The following is a 16,643-nucleotide window of genomic DNA, read 5'->3' on the forward strand; positions in this document are numbered from 1 at the left end:
CTCAGGTCGCGGGCGTCCAGGTCGAGACCCGGTCGAGCTCCGCGATCTCGGCGGCGGTCAGGTCCAGCGTGCCCGCCGCGAGCAGGTCCGCGACCTGGTCGACGCGCGAAGCGCTCGCGATCGGTGCGGCGACGGTCGGCTGGACGCGCAGCCAGGCCAGCGCGGTCGCGGCGATCGAGGCGCCGTGCGCCCGGCCGATGGACTCGAGCGTGTCGATGATCGCGAGTCCCTGGGGTGTGGCGTACTTCACGGCGCCCTTCGCGCGCGGTGAGGTGTCCGCGGCATCGGGGACGTCTGCCGAACGGTACTTGCCGGTCAGGAATCCGCTCGCGAGGGAGTAGTAGGGCACGAGGCCCAGACCGAACTCTTCGGCGACGGGGACGATGGTCTCTTCGACCGCGTTGCGGTGCACGAGGTTGTAGTGCGGCTGCACCGCGACCGGCTGAGCGCTACCCGCGGCGGTCGCGTAGCCGATCCACTCGCGGATCCGCTCGGCGCTGTAGTTCGACACGGCGGTGTAGCGCACGAGGCCGTCCGTGACCAGGTCGCCGAACGCCGCGACGGTCTCTTCGAGCGGCACCGTCTCGTCGTCGTAGTGGGCGTAGTACAGGTCGATGGTGTCGACGCCGAGTCGCTTGAGCGAGGCCTCGGCGGCGGCGCGGATGTTCTGCGCGGACAGGCCGCGGAAGTCGGGGTGCTGGCTGACCTTCGTCGCGACGACGACGTTCTTCGGCTGCCGAGCCGCGAGCCATTCGCCGATGATCCGCTCGCTGTCGCCACCCGTATTGCCCGGAACCCAGGCGCTGTAGGAATCAGCGGTGTCGATGAAGTCGCCGCCGCCGGCGTGGAAAGCGTCGAGGATTCGGAACGACTCGTCGCGATTCGCGGTCCACCCGAACACGTTGGCACCCAGGCAGAGGGGGAAGATATCGAGGTCGCTGGGGCCGATGCGGGTCAATGCTGCTCCTTGTTCCGAGATCTGGGTGCGACGAGGGCACCGTGGATCAGCCTAGGCTTGAACCATGAAGAGCGGCACCCTGTGGACAGTCATCGGCGTCATCGTCGCCATCATCATCGCGTGGGTGCTCGTGAACGTCCTGTTCTCGGTGCTCGCCTTCGTCTTCAAACTCTTGGCGGTCGCGGTCGTCGCGCTGATCGTGTTCGTGATCCTGCGGATGCTGTTCGCCCGGTCCTCGGACGACTGAACCGCTGGCTCTAGGCATCCCGCCGCTCGCCTATGTAAACTGGCCGCGTGCTGTCCTGTCTTTGTTGCCGCTGAGTGCCTCGCACTCCCCTCAACGACCCCTGACATCACCCGCGACAGCGTCGCGGCCCGCAGCTTGGACACATCCCGTGCGATACGCGCAGAGCGTCACAGATCTGATCGGCAACACCCCCCTCGTCCGCCTGAACAACGTCACCGATGGCATCGCCGCGACGGTGCTCGCGAAGGTCGAATACTTCAACCCCGGCGGGTCATCCAAAGACCGCATCGCGGCGAACATCCTCGACGCCGCCGAGCGTGACGGCCTGATCGGCCCGGGCGGCACCATCGTCGAACCGACGAGCGGCAATACGGGCGTCGGCCTCGCGCTCGTCGCCCAGCAACGCGGCTACCGCATGATCTTCGTCGTACCCGACAAGTTCGCGGGCCCCAAGGTCGCCGTCCTCGAGGCCTACGGTGCCGAGGTCGTCGTAACCGACACCAGCGTGCCTCCCGATGACCCCCGCTCGTACTACAGCGTCTCCGACCGCCTCGCTCGCGAGATCCCGGGCGCGTTCAAGCCCAACCAGTTCGCGAACCAGAACGGCCCGCGCGCGCACTACGAGACGACGGGTCCCGAGATCTGGAGCGCGACCGAAGGACGCGTCACGCACTTCGTCGCGGGGGTCGGCACGGGAGGCACGATCACCGGAACCGGTCGCTACCTGCGCGAGGTCTCGGGCGGCCGAACCCGGATCGTCGGCGTCGATCCGGTCGGCTCGATCTACTCCAGCTCGGACGTCCACGGTTACAAGGTCGAGGGCGTGGGCGAGGACTTCTGGCCCGAAACCTTCGACCCGTCCGTCGTGCACGAATGGCAGCGCGTGACGGATGCAGAGTCGTTCGGCATGACACGTCGTCTGGCCCGCGAAGAGGGCCTGCTCGTCGGCGGATCGAGCGGGATGGCGGTCGTCGGCGCACTCCGTGCCGCTCGAGAGCTCGGTGCCGAGGACGTCGTCGTCGTGCTGCTCCCCGACCATGGGCGGGGCTACCTCGGCAAGATCTTCGACGACGACTGGATGACCGACAACGGGTTCTCGGTCGATCACGCTGTCGAGCGGCCCGCAACATCCGCACCGAACGCCGATGGAGGCATCCGATGAACGAATCCGAGTTCGGGGGCTTCGAGAGCCTCGCCATCCACGCCGGTCAGGCGTTCGACCCGACGACGGGCGCGGTCATCCCGCCGGTGCACTTCTCGACCACCTATGCGCAGGACGGCATCGGCGGCCTCCGTGGAGGCTACGAGTACGGCCGCAGCGGCAACCCGACCCGCACGGCTCTCGAGACCCAGCTCGCGGCGATCGAGGGTGGTCGCCACGGTCTGTCGTTCGCTTCGGGGCTCGCCGCCGAGGACGCCCTGCTGCGGTCGGTTCTCAAGCCCGGCGACGAGGTGCTGCTCGGCAACGACGTCTACGGCGGCACCTACCGCCTGATCTCGCGGGTCCTCGGGCCGTGGGGAGTCGGCGTGAGGGTCGTCGACATGAGCGACCTCGACCAGGTCGCCGCCGCCCTCGAGGAGCGCCCCGCCCAGATGGTGTGGGTCGAGACTCCGAGCAACCCGCTGCTGCGCATCACCGATATCGCGGGACTCGCCCGCCTCGGGCACGCGGCCGGCGCCGTCGTCGTGGTCGACAACACGTTCGCCTCGCCCGCCCTGCAGCGCCCGCTGTCCCTCGGCGCGGACGTCGTCGTGCACTCGACGACCAAGTACCTCGGCGGGCACTCCGATGTGGTCGGTGGCGCTCTCGTCATGAACGACGACGCCCTCGCCGAGCAGGCCCGCTTCCTGCAGTTCGCGGCGGGCGCGGTGTCCGGTCCGCTCGACGCGTGGCTCACGACCCGCGGCATCAAGACACTCGGCGTGCGGATGCAGCGGCACAGCGAGAACGGTGACGCCGTCGCCCGGTTCCTCGACGCCCACCACGGCGTTGCTCATGTCTACTATCCGGGGCTCGAATCCCACCCCGGTCACGAGCTCGCCGCGCGCCAGATGTCGGCGTTCGGCGGCATCGTCTCGCTCGCCCTGCCGGATGCTGCCAGCGCCCGCCGCTTCGCCGAATCCACGCACCTGTTCCAACTCGCCGAGTCGCTCGGCGGGGTCGAGTCGCTGCTCAACTATCCCGATGCGATGACCCACGCATCCGTCCGCGGAACCGAACTCGCGGTTCCCGAGGAGGTGGTGCGCCTCTCGGTCGGCATCGAGAGCCGCGACGACCTGCTGGCGGACCTCGAGCAGGCCCTCGCCGCGGTATAGACACGGCGGGCGCGAGGCCGCGAAGGCGCGGAATTGAGAATTGCCAGGCAATGAGGATAGGTTGTCTATCAATCTAGCGTCGAGGTGGGTCTCGTGAGGTCGTCCGATGGTTGTTGCTGAAGCTCGCGTGGCGCCTGCTGCGATCGCCGACCAGCTACGAAGACGAATCGTGGCGCAGGTGCTGCCGCCCGGATCGACCGTGACCGAGGCGTACGTCGCTGCTGACTTCGGTGTCGCGCGCCCCACCGCTCGCTCGGCGATCGATCGTCTGGTGGCCGACGGGTTGCTTCGGCGCGAAGCTCATCACGCAGCCCGCGTGCCGGACTTGGGTCGGGATGAGGTGATCGACCTGTACGACGCGCGGGGAGTGATCGAGAGCGCGGCCGTGAGTCGGTTGGCGGCCGTCGGGAGCGTTCCGGAATCGGCGCTGGCGGCGCACCGCGAGTTCGCACGAGAGCCAGACTTCGCCCGCGCCGACATCGCCTTCCATCGCGCGCTGGTCACCGGCGCGCCCGGTGTTCGCCTCGCCCGCATGCATGGGGTCCTCATGGGCGAGGTGGAGTTGTGCATCGGTCGCGTGCAAGCAGCAGAGCTGATGTCGGCAGCGCACGTGGCCGCACAGCATCAAGCCATCATCGACGCTGTTCTCGCGGGCGACAGTGCTGGTGCGGCGCGCGAGATGCGGCAGCACATCACCACTTCGCGCGACGTCCTTCTCGCCCATCTCTCAGCCGAATAGGGGACTTCATGCCCAAGCGCCAACTGCCGGACGTGCGAGCGCTCAGCCAACTGATGCGGTTCGAGCGACCGGATCTCAACGGTCGGCGTCGACGTCTCGCCGCGGCTCTGACGATCGGTGATCTTCGATCGATCGCGCAGCGACGCACGCCGAAAGCGGCGTTCGACTACACCGACGGATCGGCCGAAGACGAGCTCTCGCTGGCTCGTGCAAGGCAGGCGTTCTCGGATGTCGAGTTCCACCCGTCGATCCTTCGTGATGTCTCGACGGTCGACACCCGGACGCAGATCCTGGGCGGGACATCGAGCTTGCCCTTCGGGATCGCTCCGACCGGCTTCACCCGCCTGATGCAGACCGAGGGAGAGATTGCCGGAGCGGCGGCGGCGGGCGCAGCGGGGATCCCGTTCACATTGTCGACGCTGGGGACGTCGACGATCGAGGACGTCAGGGCGGCAAACCCGTCCGGGCGCAACTGGTTCCAGCTCTACGTGATGCGCCAGCGTGAGATTTCGTTCGGTCTCGTCGAGCGCGCCGCGGAAGCCGGTTTCGACACCCTGATGTTCACGGTGGACACGCCCATAGCCGGTGCGCGTTTGCGCGATAAGCGCAACGGATTCTCCATTCCACCGCGGTTGACCCTCGGCACGATCGTGAACGCCCTTCCACGACCGTGGTGGTGGTTCGACTTCTTGACGACTCCGCCGCTGGAGTTTGCCTCTCTTTCCTCGACCGGCGGCACCGTGGGGGACCTGCTGGATGCGGCGATGGACCCTTCGGTCGTCTTCGACGATCTGGCGACGATCCGGAAGCTGTGGCGCGGAAGACTGGTCGTCAAGGGAGTGCAGAACGTCGAAGACGCCAAACGCCTCGCAGACCTGGGCGTGGACGGGATACTGCTCTCCAACCACGGTGGCCGCCAACTGGATCGGGCGCCCGTGCCGTTCCACCTGCTACCGAAAGTGGTTCGCGAGGTGGGGCGAGACACCGAGGTCATGGTCGACACGGGCATCATGAGCGGTGCGGACATCGTCGCATGTCTCGCCCTGGGCGCGAAGTTCACCCTGGTGGGTCGTGCCTACCTCTACGGGTTGATGGCGGGAGGGCGACAGGGTGTCGATCGGGCCATCGAGATTCTGTCTTCCCAGATCGTCAGGACGATGAAGCTGCTCGAGGTCACATCCATCGCGGAACTGGGTCCGAACCACGTCACACAGCTGCAGCGGTTGACGCCGATCGTCCCCTGATGCTCGCCCGCGCACGCGGCCTCCTGCCGAGCTCAGTCGGCGGTGCTCGCGAAGCCCGTAGATTCGCGCTCGATGATGCGGAAGCGGGGCATGAGGGTGCGCGGCGGCACCCGCTGGCCCTTCTCCGCGATGCGCTCGATCAACAGGTCGACGGCGAGCATCGCGATCGTGTCTCGCCCCGAATCGACGCTCGAGAGTGACGGCACGGAAAATCGCGTCTCGTCGATGTTGTCGAAGCCGATGACGGCGACATCTGCCGGAACGTCGACTCCGGCCTCGCCGAGGGCGCGCAGTGCGCCGAGGCCCAGCGTGTCGTTCAGCGCGAACAGGGCATCGAAGGGGATTCCCTCATCGAGCAGTCGCCTCGTCGCTTCCGCGCCGGCCGCGCGATTCCAAGAGGGGGTCGTCCGGATGAGCTCCGGGACGACCTCAAGGCCGGCCGCGGTCAGCGCCTGCCGGTAGCCCGTGACACGCAGACTCGCGGAACTCGTGCTGTCCCGCGTGTCCTCGAATGTCGCCTCTTCCGCGCCGATCACCGCGATGCGGCGCCGACCGGCATGCAGCAAGTGCTCGACGGCGGCTCGAGCTGATGCCGTGTTGTGCATCGTGACGTGGTCGGTCGGGCCGCCGAAGATGCGCTCGCCGAGGAGAACCAGCGGGAAGTCGACATCGAGCGCTGTCGCGTCGTCCTGTCCGAGTCCGACAGGGCTGAGCAGGAGTCCGTCCATGAACTTGCGGCGCCCGCCGGACACCGCGAGCAGCTCGGCATCGCGATCGCCGTTCGTCTGTTCGACCATGACACCGAGGCCGTGTTCCTCGGCGGCGCGGATGATCGAGTCCGCGAGCTCGGCGAAGTAGTTCTCACGCAGGGCGGGCACCGCGAGCCCGATGACGCCGGTTCGGCCCGAACGCAACCCGCGGGCGGAGAGATTGGGACGATAGCCGAGCAGGGCGATCGCCTCGAGAACCCGTTGCTTCGTCGCCGCGCGGACGTGCGGGTAGTCGTTGACCACGTTCGACACCGTCTTGATCGAGACCTGAGCGACCTCGGCCACATCGCGCAACGTGGGGCCCATCGCTGCTCCTGTCGCCGAATCGATCTCCGAAACTCTATCCACCCGCCTGTTGACAGGGGCATTCGGCCTCGCGGTATTCTCTCCACCACGGATATACAACGTTGTAAATAGGAAGAGGACCATGATCCGCGCACGCGTCACGATCGATCCCCACTTCATCGTCGGACCGGTGAACCGCCGTCTGTTCGGTTCGTTCGTCGAGCACCTGGGTCGCTGCGTCTATGACGGGATCTACGAACCCGGTCACGAGACGGCGGACGAGAACGGATTCCGGGGCGACGTCGTGGAGCTCGTGCGTGAGCTGGGAGTTTCGGCGATCCGCTACCCGGGCGGCAACTTCGTCTCGGGCTACCGGTGGGAAGACGGGGTCGGGCCGCGCGATGAACGGCCGCGACGTCTCGAACTGGCGTGGCACTCGACCGAGACGAACCAGATCGGCCTGGACGAGTTCGCGACCTGGCTCGAGCTCGTGGACGCCGAGCTGATGTACGCCGTGAACCTCGGCACCCGCGGTGTGCTCGAGGCGCTCGACGTGCTCGAGTACGCCAACATCCCGGCCGGTACGGCGCTGTCCGACATGCGCGTCGCGAATGGACACGCAGAACCCCACGACGTGCGGATGTGGTGCCTCGGCAACGAGATGGACGGCCCGTGGCAGCTCGGCCACAGCACGGCGTACGAGTACGGTCAGCTCGCGGCGCAGACCGCGAGCGCCATGCGTCAGATCGACCCCGACCTCGAACTGGTCGTGTGCGGCAGTTCGGGTGCTCAGATGCCGACGTTCGGCGAGTGGGAACGGGTCGTGCTCGAGGCGACGTACGACAACGTCGACTACATCTCGTGCCACGCGTACTACGAGCCCCAGGGCGACGATTACGGTAGCTTCCTCGCCTCCGCGGTCAATATGGATCGCTTCATCGAAGAGGTCGCGGCGACGGCCGACCACGTCAAGGCGCTCAAGCGCAGCGACAAGACGATGTACATCTCGTTCGACGAGTGGAACGTCTGGTACATGACCCGCTACAACGAGGTCGACAAGATCACGGACATCGCCGACTGGCCTGTCGCGCCGCGACTGCTCGAGGACTCGTACTCGGTGATGGATGCGGTGGTCTTCGGCAGCCTGCTGATCTCGCTCATCCGCCACGCCGACCGGGTGACGGCCGCGAGCCTCGCGCAGCTCGTGAACGTCATCGCCCCGATCATGACCGAGCCGGGCGGTCCCTCCTGGCGGCAGACGACGTTCTTCCCCTTCTCGATCACGTCGCGCCTGGCACGCGGGGTCGCGCTCGAGTTGACGCTCGAATCACCGACCTACGACACCAAGCAGTACGGTGCCGCGCCGCTCGTCGATGCCGTGGCCACGCACGATCCCGAAACGGGTGACATCGCCGTGTTCGTCGTGAACCGCAGCATGACGGAGGAGGCCGCGTTCGACATCGACACCCGCGTGCTGGGCGATGTCGAGATCGTCTCGGCGATCTCGGTGCACGACGACGACATCCATGCCGCGAACACGCTCGCGGACAGGGAGCGGGTCGCACCGCGCGAGAACACCTCGGTCCGGCTCGGTGACGCGAGCGTCGACATCACCCTGCCGCCGGTTTCGTGGACGGCCATCTCGCTCCGGGCGCGGGTCTGATCGGGCCACGTCCTGATCAGCTGTCGTCCGGATCAGACCACGTACTGATCGGAGACGTCGAGCGCGTCGTCGATGATGTCGAGGCCACGCATGAGATCGGCCTCCGAGATCACCAGCGGCGGCGCGACGTGCATGCGGTTGACGTGCGTGAACGGCCAGAGCCCCGCGCTCTTGCACGCGGCCGCGAGGGCACCCATGGGTGCCGCATCCGTCCCGCCGGCGTCGTACGGAACGAGCGGTTCGCGGGTGTGCGGATTCTTGACGAGCTCGATGGCCCAGAACAGTCCGAGACCCCGGACCTCGCCCACGGATGCGTGCCGCTCGGCCATCGCGCGCAGCCGGGGCTCGACGACGCGTTCGCCGAGGTCGCGCACGCGCTCGAGGATGCCGTCCCGCTCGAAGACCTCGAACGTCGCCACCCCCGCGGCGCAGGCCAGCGGATGCCCCGAATACGTCAGCCCGCCGGGGAACGCGACGGTGTCGAAGTGCTTCGCGATCCGGTCCGAGATCACGACACCGCCGAGCGGGACGTAGCCCGAATTGATCCCCTTGGCGAAGGTGATCAGGTCGGGCACGACATCGAAGGCCTGGAACGCGAACCATTCCCCGACGCGGCCGAAGCCGACCATGACCTCGTCGGCGATCAGCACGATGCCGTACCTGTCGCACAGGGCGCGCACCCCGGGCAGGTAGCCCGGGGGAGGCACGAGCACCCCGTTGGTGCCGACGATCGTCTCGAGGATGATCGCGCCGATCGTCGAGGCCCCCTCGAGCACGATGACCTGCTCGAGGTGCTCGAGCGCGCGCTGCGATTCCTCCTCGGTAGACGTGGCGTGGAAGGCCGACCGGTAGGCGTAGGGGCCGAAGAAGTGCGCCACCGACCCGTCGGCGGGTTCGTTCGCCCAGCGGCGCGGGTCGCCCGTCAGCGTGATCGCGGTCGAGGTGTTGCCGTGGTAGCTGCGGTACATCGACAGCACCTTGCGTTTGCCGGTGACGAGGCGCGCCATCCGCACGGCGTTCTCGTTCGCGTCGGCGCCGCCGTTGGTGAAGAACACCTTGTTCATGCCGTCGGGCGCGACCTCGGCGATCCGTCGCGCGAGCTCACCGCGCACGTCGTTCGACATGGACGGCTGGATGGTCGCCAGGCGCCCCGCCTGCCGCTGGATCGCCGCGACGAGATCGGGATGCTGGTGCCCGAGGTTCAGGTTGACGAGCTGCGAGGAGAAGTCGAGGTAGCTGTTGCCCGCATAGTCCCAGAAGGTCGCCCCGGAACCGCCCGCGACGGGGACCGGATCGATGAGGGCCTGGGCGCTCCACGAGTGGAAGACGTGGGCGCGGTCGTCGCCGCGGACGCGCGCGTCGGCGTCGGGGTCGGGGGTCGGGTAGGGGTCGGGGGTCGGGTCGGGATCGGGGGCGAAAGCGGTGGTGCTCGTGTCGGTCATGGTGATCCGTTCGGTGGGGTTCAGGGTGCGACGAGCACCTTGCGGAGGGTTGCTCGCACGGTCCAGACGGTGCTCATGCCGTCTTCGAGGCGGACGAGCACGCCGGGGCGCAACTCGATCGCGGGCAGCGCGGGCTCGACGAACTCCAGCGTCGCGTCGCCCGCCAGGACGACGAAGACCTCGTCGGTCTCGATATCGCGCGAAATGCCGACGGTGTGTTCCCACACCCCGACCTCACGTTCGGCGGTCGTGTCCAGGGCGACGTAGCGCGTCGACGGTTCTCCCTCGATGACCTTCGCCGCTTCGAGGGGTTCGAGCGCGGAGCTCAGGGCGGAAGCATCCGTCGCCGTTCCCGCGGGGATCCGGGTTTCGGGCGCGTGCGTCACGAGTCGAATCCGAGGCCGAGCGCGTCGAGGGTCTTCAGCAGCAGGTTGCGGCGGCCGCCGTTGTGGTCGGCGCGGTCGAGCGCCCAGCGCGTCATGTTGATGCCGATCGCCGCCGCGGGCTCGGGCGGGAACGGCAGCGGGCGCTTCCGCACCATGTCGAGGCGTGTGCGCTCGGTGTCGGCGCCCTCGAGCAGGTCGAGCATGACCTCTGCGGCGAACCGGGATGCGCCGACCCCGAGCCCCGTGAAGCCGGCCGCGTAAGCGATCCGTCCCGCTCGGGCCGTGCCGTAGAAGGCGCAGAACTGCGTCGACGTGTCGATCGCGCCCGCCCACTTGTGGCTGAATCGGAGGCCGTTCAGTTGCGGGAACGTCGTGAAGAAGTGGCTCGCGAGGGTCTCGTAGCTCGTGGGCCGGTTCTCGTAGGCGGGGCGGACAGCGCGACCGTAGTGGTAGACGGCGTCGTAGCCGCCGAACAGGATGCGGTTGTCGGCGCTCAAGCGGTAGTAGTGGAACTGGTTGGCCAGGTCGCTCAGGCCCTGCCGGTCCTGCCACCCGATGGAGGCCAACTGCTCGGTGCTCAGCGGCTCGGTCATGAGCACGTAGTCGTAGACGGGGACCGTCATCAGGCGGTTGCGCTTGAGGAGCGCGGGGAAGACGTTCGTCGCGAGCACGACCTGAGCCGCGCGAATCGTCCCGGTCGTGGTGATCAGGCGGATCCGCCCGTCGGCGTCGACCGGGTCGATGCGCTTGACGAGCGAGTGCTCGAAGATCTCGATGCCCCTTTCGCTCGCGACGCGGGCCAGCTCGGATGCGAGCTTTCCGGGGTGGACGAGCGCGGTGGACCGCTTCTCCCACACGCCGCCGAGGTATGTGGGGGAGCGCACCGCATCGCGGACCTGGGTCTCGTTCAATCGCGCGACGGTGCCGCCCTCGCCACGCGCCGCGGCGTCCACGACCCAGTCGTCGAGCCAATCGAGCTGGTGCTCTTCGACCGCGACGCTCATCGCGCCCACGCGTTCGAAGTCCGCGTCGGCTCCCCACACCTCCAGATCTCTCTGGACAGCGTCGAGATTGGCCAGGCCCATCCGCTCGAGGTCGTCGAGTTGGTCGGGCCACCGCGCGAGCCCGTTCTCGCGTCCGTGCGTGAGGCTCGCCTCGCAGAACCCGCCGTTGCGACCCGAAGCGGCCCATCCGATCTCCCTCGCCTCGACGAGCGCGATGCGCGCACCGGGATCGCGGCGCTGGGCGAGCAGGGCCGTCCAGAGGCCCGTGTAGCCACCGCCCACGATGACGAGGTCGGCACTGAACTCGCCCGTCAGCGCGGGGTGCGCCACTCGCGGGGGCAGATCGTCGAGCCAGAATGCGCTCTGCCGGGTGCCCGTGAGGGCGTGGCGGATGACGGATGCGGGGGGCTTCTGGCGTTCGAAGACGGTCGATCCCACGGGAATCACCCTTTCCGGAGTGGCTATCGCCCCATCCTGGCGGGTCCGCGGTGCCGCGTCGACCCGCGCTTCTGCCCGGATCCCGCCGGCTACGAAGCGGGCGAGGGGCCCGGGTGGGCAGCCGGGGTGCCGCGCACCCCGGTGATGGCCGCCTCGACGACGGCGGACGCCAGAGCGTCGATCACCGGCTCCGGCTGCCACTGCAGCGGCCCATGGACCGCGATCTCGGCGAAGCCGTGCACGGTCGCCCAGCACGCCCACTCGGCGTGGGGGCGTCGTGCCGGATCGAGGGCGCCCGCGTCACGCATCGCATCCAGTGCGTCGAGGAGCAGCTGAAACGGGGCCACGACCTCATCGTCGAGGGTGACGATCCCGGCGCTCGGCTGCTCGTCCTGCACGGCGAAGGCGAGGCTGAACAATCCGCGCTCGTCACGTGCGAAGTCGATGTATGCCAGCCCGATGCGGCGGAGTCGTTCGATCGCGGCTTCGGCGGGGGAGAGGTCTGCGGGTGCGGCGTCGATGCGGGCACGGATGGCCCGGGCCAGGGCGAGTTGGGCCTCGGCCGCCACCGCGCGCAGGAGATCGCGGCGATCCGCGAAGTGCCGATAGGCGGCATTGGGGGACACCCCGACCGCGCGGGTCACCTCGCGCATCGTGATGGCATCGGGGCCGCCCGCCCGCGCGCGCCGCAGGCCCTCCTCGACGAGTGCGTGTCGGAGGTCACCGTGATGATAGGTGCGCGCTGCGGAAGGCCGTGCTCTTGCCATTGCGTCCGAAATGTCGGGTGTGTACCGTGTGATCACGGGATGTGAACGGTGTACACATCCACGATAGTCCTCCTCGGCGGATCCGCCGAAATCTGACGAAGGAAACCGCATGACCGTGCCCGTCGCCCCTCCGAGCCAGCGCACCGTGCCGAGTCAGCGGACCGTGCGGGCGTTCTATCAGGTGCTCGCGAACACCGCGATCGCGAACGTCACCTCGAGCTACCTGTGGTGGGCGCTGACCTTCTGGGCCTACCTCGAGACGCGGTCGGTGCTCGCGACCGCGATCATCGGCGGGTCGTACATGCTGTTGGTCGCCGTGTTCGGCGTCGTGTTCGGGGTCATCGTCGACCGCACCAAGAAGAAGGCCGTGATGGTGCTGTCGAGCACGATCACGCTCGTCACGTACCTGCTCGCCGGTGCCCTCTACCTGTCGTTCCCCGAGAGTGTGCTGGTCAACTGGGGCGGACCCTGGTTCTGGGTCTTCGCGGGCGTGATCCTCGTCGGCGGAGTGGTCGAGAACCTGCGCAACATCGCCCTCTCGACCACCGTGACCTTGCTCGTTCCCGCCGATCGCCGGGACCGGGCGAACGGGCTCGTCGGTGCCGTGCAGGGCATCGCCTTCATGGTCACGAGCGTGTTCTCGGGCCTGTCCGTCGGGCTGCTCGGCATGGGCTGGACCGTCGTGATCGCGATCGTCGCAACGGCGATCGCGCTCTGCCACCTCTTCTTCGTGCCGATCCCCGAGCGCGGCATCGCCCACGTCGAGGGGGCGCCGAAGGGCTTCGGCTTCCGCGGGGTCATCCCGGCGATCGTGGTCGTGCCGGGCCTGCTCGCTTTGATCCTCTTCTCGACGTTCAACAATCTCGTCGGCGGAGTGTTCATGGCCCTGATGGACCCCTACGGCCTGACGCTGTTCTCGGTCGAGGTGTGGGGCGTCGTCCTCGGGATCACGAGCATCGGCTTCATCCTGGGTGGCGCGCTCGTCGCGAAGTTCGGCCTCGGCAAGAACCCCGTGCGCACGATGTTGCTCGTGAACGTCGGTATCGCCCTGCTCGGCATGACCTTCGCCATCCGCGAGTGGTGGTGGCTGTATGCCATCGGAATCCTCGTCTTCATGTGCCTGATGCCCATCGCCGAGGCCGCCGAGCAGACGATCATCCAGCGGGTCGTGCCCTTCGAAAAGCAGGGGAGGGTGTTCGGCTTCGCCGCGAGCCTCGAGTCCGCCGCGGCGCCGCTGTCATCGTTCCTGATCGGGCCGCTCGCGCAGTTCTGGCTCATCCCGTTCATGAACACTCAAGCCGGGCAGGACTCCCTCGGCTGGCTGCTGGGCCCGGGTCAAGCTCGCGGCATCGCGCTGGCGTTCGTCGCCGCGAGCGCGGTACTGCTGGTCGTCGTGCTGCTCGCATTCGTCTCGAAGCCCTACCGTCGCCTGACGGCGGCATACGCGGATGCGCCGCCCTCGATCACGACACAGGATGACGCTGCACCGGGCACCATGCCCGATATGCACGTCACGCACCTGCCCGCGCCGTAGACTCGGGCCCTATGGCCGCGGGCGCAGTAATCCACACCTTCGCGGTGCAACTGGCCGATGTCGACCGCGGTGTCTACGACGAGGTGACGCTGCGCGTGGCGAGGCATCCGTCCGAAACCGACGCGTACATGATGACGCGCGTGCTGGCGTACCTCCTCGAGTTCGAAGAGGGTATCGCCTTCAGCGAGGGGATCTCGTCGACGGACGAGCCCGCCGTGTTGGTCCGAGACATGACCGGTCGCATCACGGCGTGGATCGAGATCGGTGCGCCGGACGCAGCGCGCCTGCACTACGGCAGCAAGCTCGCGGAACGCACGACCGTGTACACGCACCGCGATCCCGCGAAGGTGCTCTCCGCACTGTCGGGGAAGCCGATTCACCGCGCAGACACGATCGCGCTGCACAGCTTCGACCCCGGCTTCATCGACGCAGCAGTGGCCGTGGTCGCGCGCCGGAACGCGATGACGCTGTCGGTCACCGAGCGCCAGCTCTACCTCGAACTCAACGGCGCCACCATGACGTCGGCGGTCCACGACCACCCGCTGGTGTGAGGGCGCTAGCGGTTCTTCACCCGCGTCACCGCGTCGGTGTTCTCGACGCGTGAGCTCGCCGCCCTCTTGTCGGCCTTGGCGGTGCGCTTCTCCTTGAGGGTCTTGGAGGCTGCGGTCTTGCCACTTTCCTTGCGCGCGGACTTGTCACCCATGGACGTGCTCCTTCGAGAGCCGCGGTGACCCTGTGGGGCTGACGTTACACGTCGGGGGTGTGAATCGAGCCGGGACGGAATCAGGCGGGCAGAAAATACTCGCGGGCGAGTGGCGCGACCTCGAGCCCGTCCGCGTCCGCGCGGGTTATCCAGCGCAGCTCGGCGATCTCGGCCGCGACGACGGGGTTCTGGGCACCGATGTCGGCGGAGAACACATCCGCCACCACCTCGAACCCCGGCTCGTTCGCGGCGGCGGCGGTGAACTCGCCGAGCGGACGCAGGCGATCGGGCTCGATGTTGATCCCGACTTCCTCTGCGAGCTCTCGGCTGAGCGTCTCGGCCGCTGTCTCTCCCGGCTCGGGCTTGCCGCCGGGCTGCATGAACGCGGTCGTGCCCGCTTTGCGAACCACGAGCAAGCGGCCCTCGTCGTCGATGATGACGGCGGCCGAGACGCGGATGCTGCGGTTCGTGGAGTCGGCGTGCACGTTCGCACGCTAACAGGTCGCGACCGTTCGCCGTCGAGGTGCGGCACGTACCGCCCGCGCAGACCGACGTAGAATCGCGTGTGCCCGACGAGACCTCCGCCCTGCCCGATCTGCCTCCGAGCGGCATCGACCCCGCGGAGCTGGCCATCGCGCTCAAGGTCCTCGCCGGCATGTCGGACGTCGATCAGACACATCCCGACTACGTGGCTGTTCGCCAGGCGACGGCCGCGATGTTCAAGGCCGTGAAGAAGGTCCGTCGCCGCCAGATCCGCGATGCCATCGCGCAGGCCGACCGGGAAGTCGTCGCCGCGACCGCGACGGGTGCGCCCGATCGGATCGACGACGAGACCCGTGGCATCCCGATCAGCACCGCCACGACCGCGCCGACCGCGGGCACCCTGATCAAGGCGCGCGGCTGCTACATCTGCAAGAAGCCGTACACGCTCGTGGACGCCTTCTACCACCAGCTGTGCCCGGAGTGCGCCGCCATGAGCCACGAGAAGCGCACCGCCCGCACCGACCTGACCGGTCGGCGCGCGCTGCTGACCGGCGGGCGGGCGAAGATCGGCATGTACATCGCGCTGCGGCTCCTCCGCGACGGCGCACACACGACCATCACCACGCGCTTCCCGCGCGACGCCGTGCGGCGCTTCAGCAGCCTGCCCGACTCGGCCGACTGGATCCACCGGCTCAAGATCGTCGGCATCGACCTGCGCGACCCCGCCCAGGTGATCGGCCTCGCCGACGACGTCGCCGCCACCGGGACCCTCGACATCCTGATCAACAACGCCACCCAGACGGTGCGCCGATCGCCGGGTGCATACCAACCGCTGGTCGATGCCGAACTCGCCCCGCTCCCGGATGGTCCGCTGCCCGAGCTGATCACCTTCGGGCACACGAACGACCCGCATCCGCAGGCGCTCGAGCGTTCGGTGACCGCGCATCCGATCCTCGCCGCGGCGGCCTCGCGGGCGGAGGAACTCACCGAACAGGCGATGGCGGCGGGATCGAGTTCGCTCGAACGTCTCGCCGCAGGTACGGCGATCGACGCGGGCGGGCTCCTTCCCGACCTCGATCACATCAATTCGTGGACGCAGCGCGTCGACCAGGTCGATCCGCTCGAGATGCTCGAGGTTCAGCTGGCGAACACCACCGCACCGTTCCTGCTCGTCTCGAGGCTGCGTCCCGCGCTCGCCGCCAGCCCGGCGCCGCGGACGTACATCGTGAACGTCAGCGCGATGGAAGGAGTCTTCGGTCGCGGGTACAAGGGCCCGGGGCACCCGCACACCAACATGGCCAAGGCCGCCGTGAACATGCTGACACGAACGAGTGCGCGCGAGATGTTCGAGACCGACGGCATCCTGATGACGAGCGTCGACACCGGGTGGATCACCGACGAGCGCCCGCACCCCACCAAGGTGCGTCTCGCCGAGGAGGGGTTCCATGCGCCGCTCGATCTGGTCGACGGCGCCGCCCGCGTGTACGACCCGATCGTGCGCGGCGAAGCGGGCGAGGAGTTGTTCGGCGTCTTCCTGAAGGACTACGCGCCCGGCGCCTGGTAGTCCGGGCCCTCCGCGGCGTCGAACGCGGCCTTTAGCGTCGGTCCCACCGAGCTCGCCTTCGATCCCGAGAGTTCACGCTTTCCGCTCCGATCGTTCACGC

At 68.2% G+C, this 16,643-nt stretch carries 17 protein-coding genes; 9 read left to right on the forward strand and 8 right to left on the reverse strand.

The features are described from left to right. Position 1: 1 nt before the first annotated feature. Complete coding sequence (locus C2868_RS15465) at positions 2 to 958, reverse strand: aldo/keto reductase (protein WP_100809800.1); 957 nt, start codon at positions 956 to 958, stop codon at positions 2 to 4. A gap of 64 nt (positions 959 to 1,022) precedes the next feature. Here C2868_RS15465 and C2868_RS15470 point away from each other — a divergent pair, with 64 nt between their 5' ends. The 5 genes from C2868_RS15470 to C2868_RS15490 all read left to right on the forward strand — a co-directional run bounded on the left by C2868_RS15470 (position 1,023) and on the right by C2868_RS15490 (position 5,504). Beyond that, the gene (locus tag C2868_RS15470) at positions 1,023 to 1,205 is read left to right on the forward strand and encodes a hypothetical protein (RefSeq protein WP_100809801.1); all 183 of its coding nucleotides are present in this window, start codon (positions 1,023 to 1,025) and stop codon (positions 1,203 to 1,205) included. 148 nt (positions 1,206 to 1,353) lie between these two features. Beyond that, positions 1,354 to 2,367, forward strand: coding sequence for a pyridoxal-phosphate dependent enzyme (locus tag C2868_RS15475; protein ID WP_100809802.1), 1,014 nt, complete (start codon positions 1,354 to 1,356; stop codon positions 2,365 to 2,367). Further along, positions 2,364 to 3,521: a cystathionine gamma-synthase gene (locus tag C2868_RS15480; protein ID WP_100809803.1), complete on the forward strand. Its 1,158-nt coding sequence runs from the start codon at positions 2,364 to 2,366 to the stop codon at positions 3,519 to 3,521. Before C2868_RS15475 ends, C2868_RS15480 begins: the two co-directional genes overlap by 4 nt. Before the next feature lie 106 nt (positions 3,522 to 3,627). Then, a complete protein-coding gene (locus C2868_RS15485) occupies positions 3,628 to 4,260 on the forward strand; it encodes a GntR family transcriptional regulator (RefSeq protein WP_100809804.1) in 633 nt (210 codons plus the stop codon). A gap of 8 nt (positions 4,261 to 4,268) precedes the next feature. Further along, complete coding sequence (locus tag C2868_RS15490; RefSeq protein WP_100809805.1) at positions 4,269 to 5,504, forward strand: alpha-hydroxy acid oxidase; 1,236 nt, start codon at positions 4,269 to 4,271, stop codon at positions 5,502 to 5,504. A gap of 32 nt (positions 5,505 to 5,536) precedes the next feature. On the opposite strand, the gene C2868_RS15495 is transcribed toward C2868_RS15490, so the two are convergent. Continuing rightward, positions 5,537 to 6,580 carry a LacI family DNA-binding transcriptional regulator gene (locus C2868_RS15495; protein ID WP_100809806.1) on the reverse strand — a complete coding sequence of 348 codons (1,044 nt, stop codon included), beginning with the start codon at positions 6,578 to 6,580 and terminating at the stop codon, positions 5,537 to 5,539. Positions 6,581 to 6,701: 121 nt separating this feature from the next. Between C2868_RS15495 and C2868_RS15500 the strand changes: the two genes are divergently transcribed. Then, positions 6,702 to 8,222, forward strand: coding sequence for an alpha-N-arabinofuranosidase (locus tag C2868_RS15500; RefSeq protein ID WP_100809807.1), 1,521 nt, complete (start codon positions 6,702 to 6,704; stop codon positions 8,220 to 8,222). A gap of 32 nt (positions 8,223 to 8,254) precedes the next feature. On the opposite strand, the gene C2868_RS15505 is transcribed toward C2868_RS15500, so the two are convergent. The 4 genes from C2868_RS15505 to C2868_RS15520 all read right to left on the reverse strand — a co-directional run bounded on the left by C2868_RS15505 (position 8,255) and on the right by C2868_RS15520 (position 12,259). Further along, complete coding sequence (locus C2868_RS15505; RefSeq protein ID WP_100809808.1) at positions 8,255 to 9,664, reverse strand: aspartate aminotransferase family protein; 1,410 nt, start codon at positions 9,662 to 9,664, stop codon at positions 8,255 to 8,257. A 20-nt stretch (positions 9,665 to 9,684) separates the two neighbouring features. Next, positions 9,685 to 10,050, reverse strand: coding sequence for a cupin domain-containing protein (locus C2868_RS15510; protein ID WP_232711094.1), 366 nt, complete (start codon positions 10,048 to 10,050; stop codon positions 9,685 to 9,687). Continuing rightward, complete coding sequence (locus C2868_RS15515) at positions 10,047 to 11,492, reverse strand: FAD-binding oxidoreductase (protein ID WP_100810059.1); 1,446 nt, start codon at positions 11,490 to 11,492, stop codon at positions 10,047 to 10,049. The genes C2868_RS15510 and C2868_RS15515 overlap by 4 nt, the downstream gene beginning before the upstream one ends. Positions 11,493 to 11,581: 89 nt before the next feature. After that, positions 11,582 to 12,259, reverse strand: a complete 678-nt coding sequence (locus C2868_RS15520) for a TetR/AcrR family transcriptional regulator (RefSeq protein ID WP_100810060.1) — start codon at positions 12,257 to 12,259, stop codon at positions 11,582 to 11,584. A 109-nt stretch (positions 12,260 to 12,368) separates the two neighbouring features. Between C2868_RS15520 and C2868_RS15525 the strand changes: the two genes are divergently transcribed. Continuing rightward, entirely contained in the window at positions 12,369 to 13,793 is a 1,425-nt protein-coding gene (locus C2868_RS15525; RefSeq protein WP_100809809.1) for an MFS transporter, read from the forward strand. Positions 13,794 to 13,804: 11 nt separating this feature from the next. Beyond that, entirely contained in the window at positions 13,805 to 14,344 is a 540-nt protein-coding gene (locus C2868_RS15530) for a YaeQ family protein (protein ID WP_100809810.1), read from the forward strand. Positions 14,345 to 14,349: 5 nt separating this feature from the next. Here C2868_RS15530 and C2868_RS17515 read toward each other — a convergent pair whose 3' ends face one another. Both C2868_RS17515 and C2868_RS15535 read right to left on the reverse strand, forming a co-directional pair. Continuing rightward, entirely contained in the window at positions 14,350 to 14,496 is a 147-nt protein-coding gene (locus tag C2868_RS17515) for a hypothetical protein (protein ID WP_157813860.1), read from the reverse strand. Between the two features lie 80 nt (positions 14,497 to 14,576). Next, entirely contained in the window at positions 14,577 to 14,981 is a 405-nt protein-coding gene (locus C2868_RS15535; RefSeq protein ID WP_100809811.1) for an NUDIX domain-containing protein, read from the reverse strand. Positions 14,982 to 15,061: 80 nt separating this feature from the next. Between C2868_RS15535 and C2868_RS15540 the strand changes: the two genes are divergently transcribed. After that, a complete protein-coding gene (locus C2868_RS15540) occupies positions 15,062 to 16,543 on the forward strand; it encodes an SDR family oxidoreductase (protein ID WP_181003486.1) in 1,482 nt (493 codons plus the stop codon). Positions 16,544 to 16,643 lie beyond the last annotated feature (100 nt).

The sequence above is a fragment of the Microbacterium sp. CJ77 genome, assembly GCF_002911615.1.
Lineage (GTDB): Bacteria > Actinomycetota > Actinomycetes > Actinomycetales > Microbacteriaceae > Microbacterium.

Excerpts from the sequence above, each read along its gene's own strand:
- C2868_RS15505 (WP_100809808.1), bottom strand. The coding sequence starts at position 9,664 with ATGACCGACACGAGCACCACCGCTTTCGCCCCCGATCCCGACCCGACC.
- C2868_RS15470 (WP_100809801.1), top strand. The coding sequence starts at position 1,023 with ATGAAGAGCGGCACCCTGTGGACAGTCATCGGCGTCATCGTCGCCATC.
- C2868_RS15485 (WP_100809804.1), top strand. The coding sequence starts at position 3,628 with ATGGTTGTTGCTGAAGCTCGCGTGGCGCCTGCTGCGATCGCCGACCAG.
- C2868_RS15525 (WP_100809809.1), top strand. The coding sequence starts at position 12,369 with ATGACCGTGCCCGTCGCCCCTCCGAGCCAGCGCACCGTGCCGAGTCAG.
- C2868_RS15480 (WP_100809803.1), top strand. The coding sequence starts at position 2,364 with ATGAACGAATCCGAGTTCGGGGGCTTCGAGAGCCTCGCCATCCACGCC.
- C2868_RS15490 (WP_100809805.1), top strand. The coding sequence starts at position 4,269 with ATGCCCAAGCGCCAACTGCCGGACGTGCGAGCGCTCAGCCAACTGATG.
- C2868_RS15530 (WP_100809810.1), top strand. The coding sequence starts at position 13,805 with ATGGCCGCGGGCGCAGTAATCCACACCTTCGCGGTGCAACTGGCCGAT.
- C2868_RS15495 (WP_100809806.1), bottom strand. The coding sequence starts at position 6,580 with ATGGGCCCCACGTTGCGCGATGTGGCCGAGGTCGCTCAGGTCTCGATC.
- C2868_RS15520 (WP_100810060.1), bottom strand. The coding sequence starts at position 12,259 with ATGGCAAGAGCACGGCCTTCCGCAGCGCGCACCTATCATCACGGTGAC.
- C2868_RS17515 (WP_157813860.1), bottom strand. The coding sequence starts at position 14,496 with ATGGGTGACAAGTCCGCGCGCAAGGAAAGTGGCAAGACCGCAGCCTCC.
- C2868_RS15500 (WP_100809807.1), top strand. The coding sequence starts at position 6,702 with ATGATCCGCGCACGCGTCACGATCGATCCCCACTTCATCGTCGGACCG.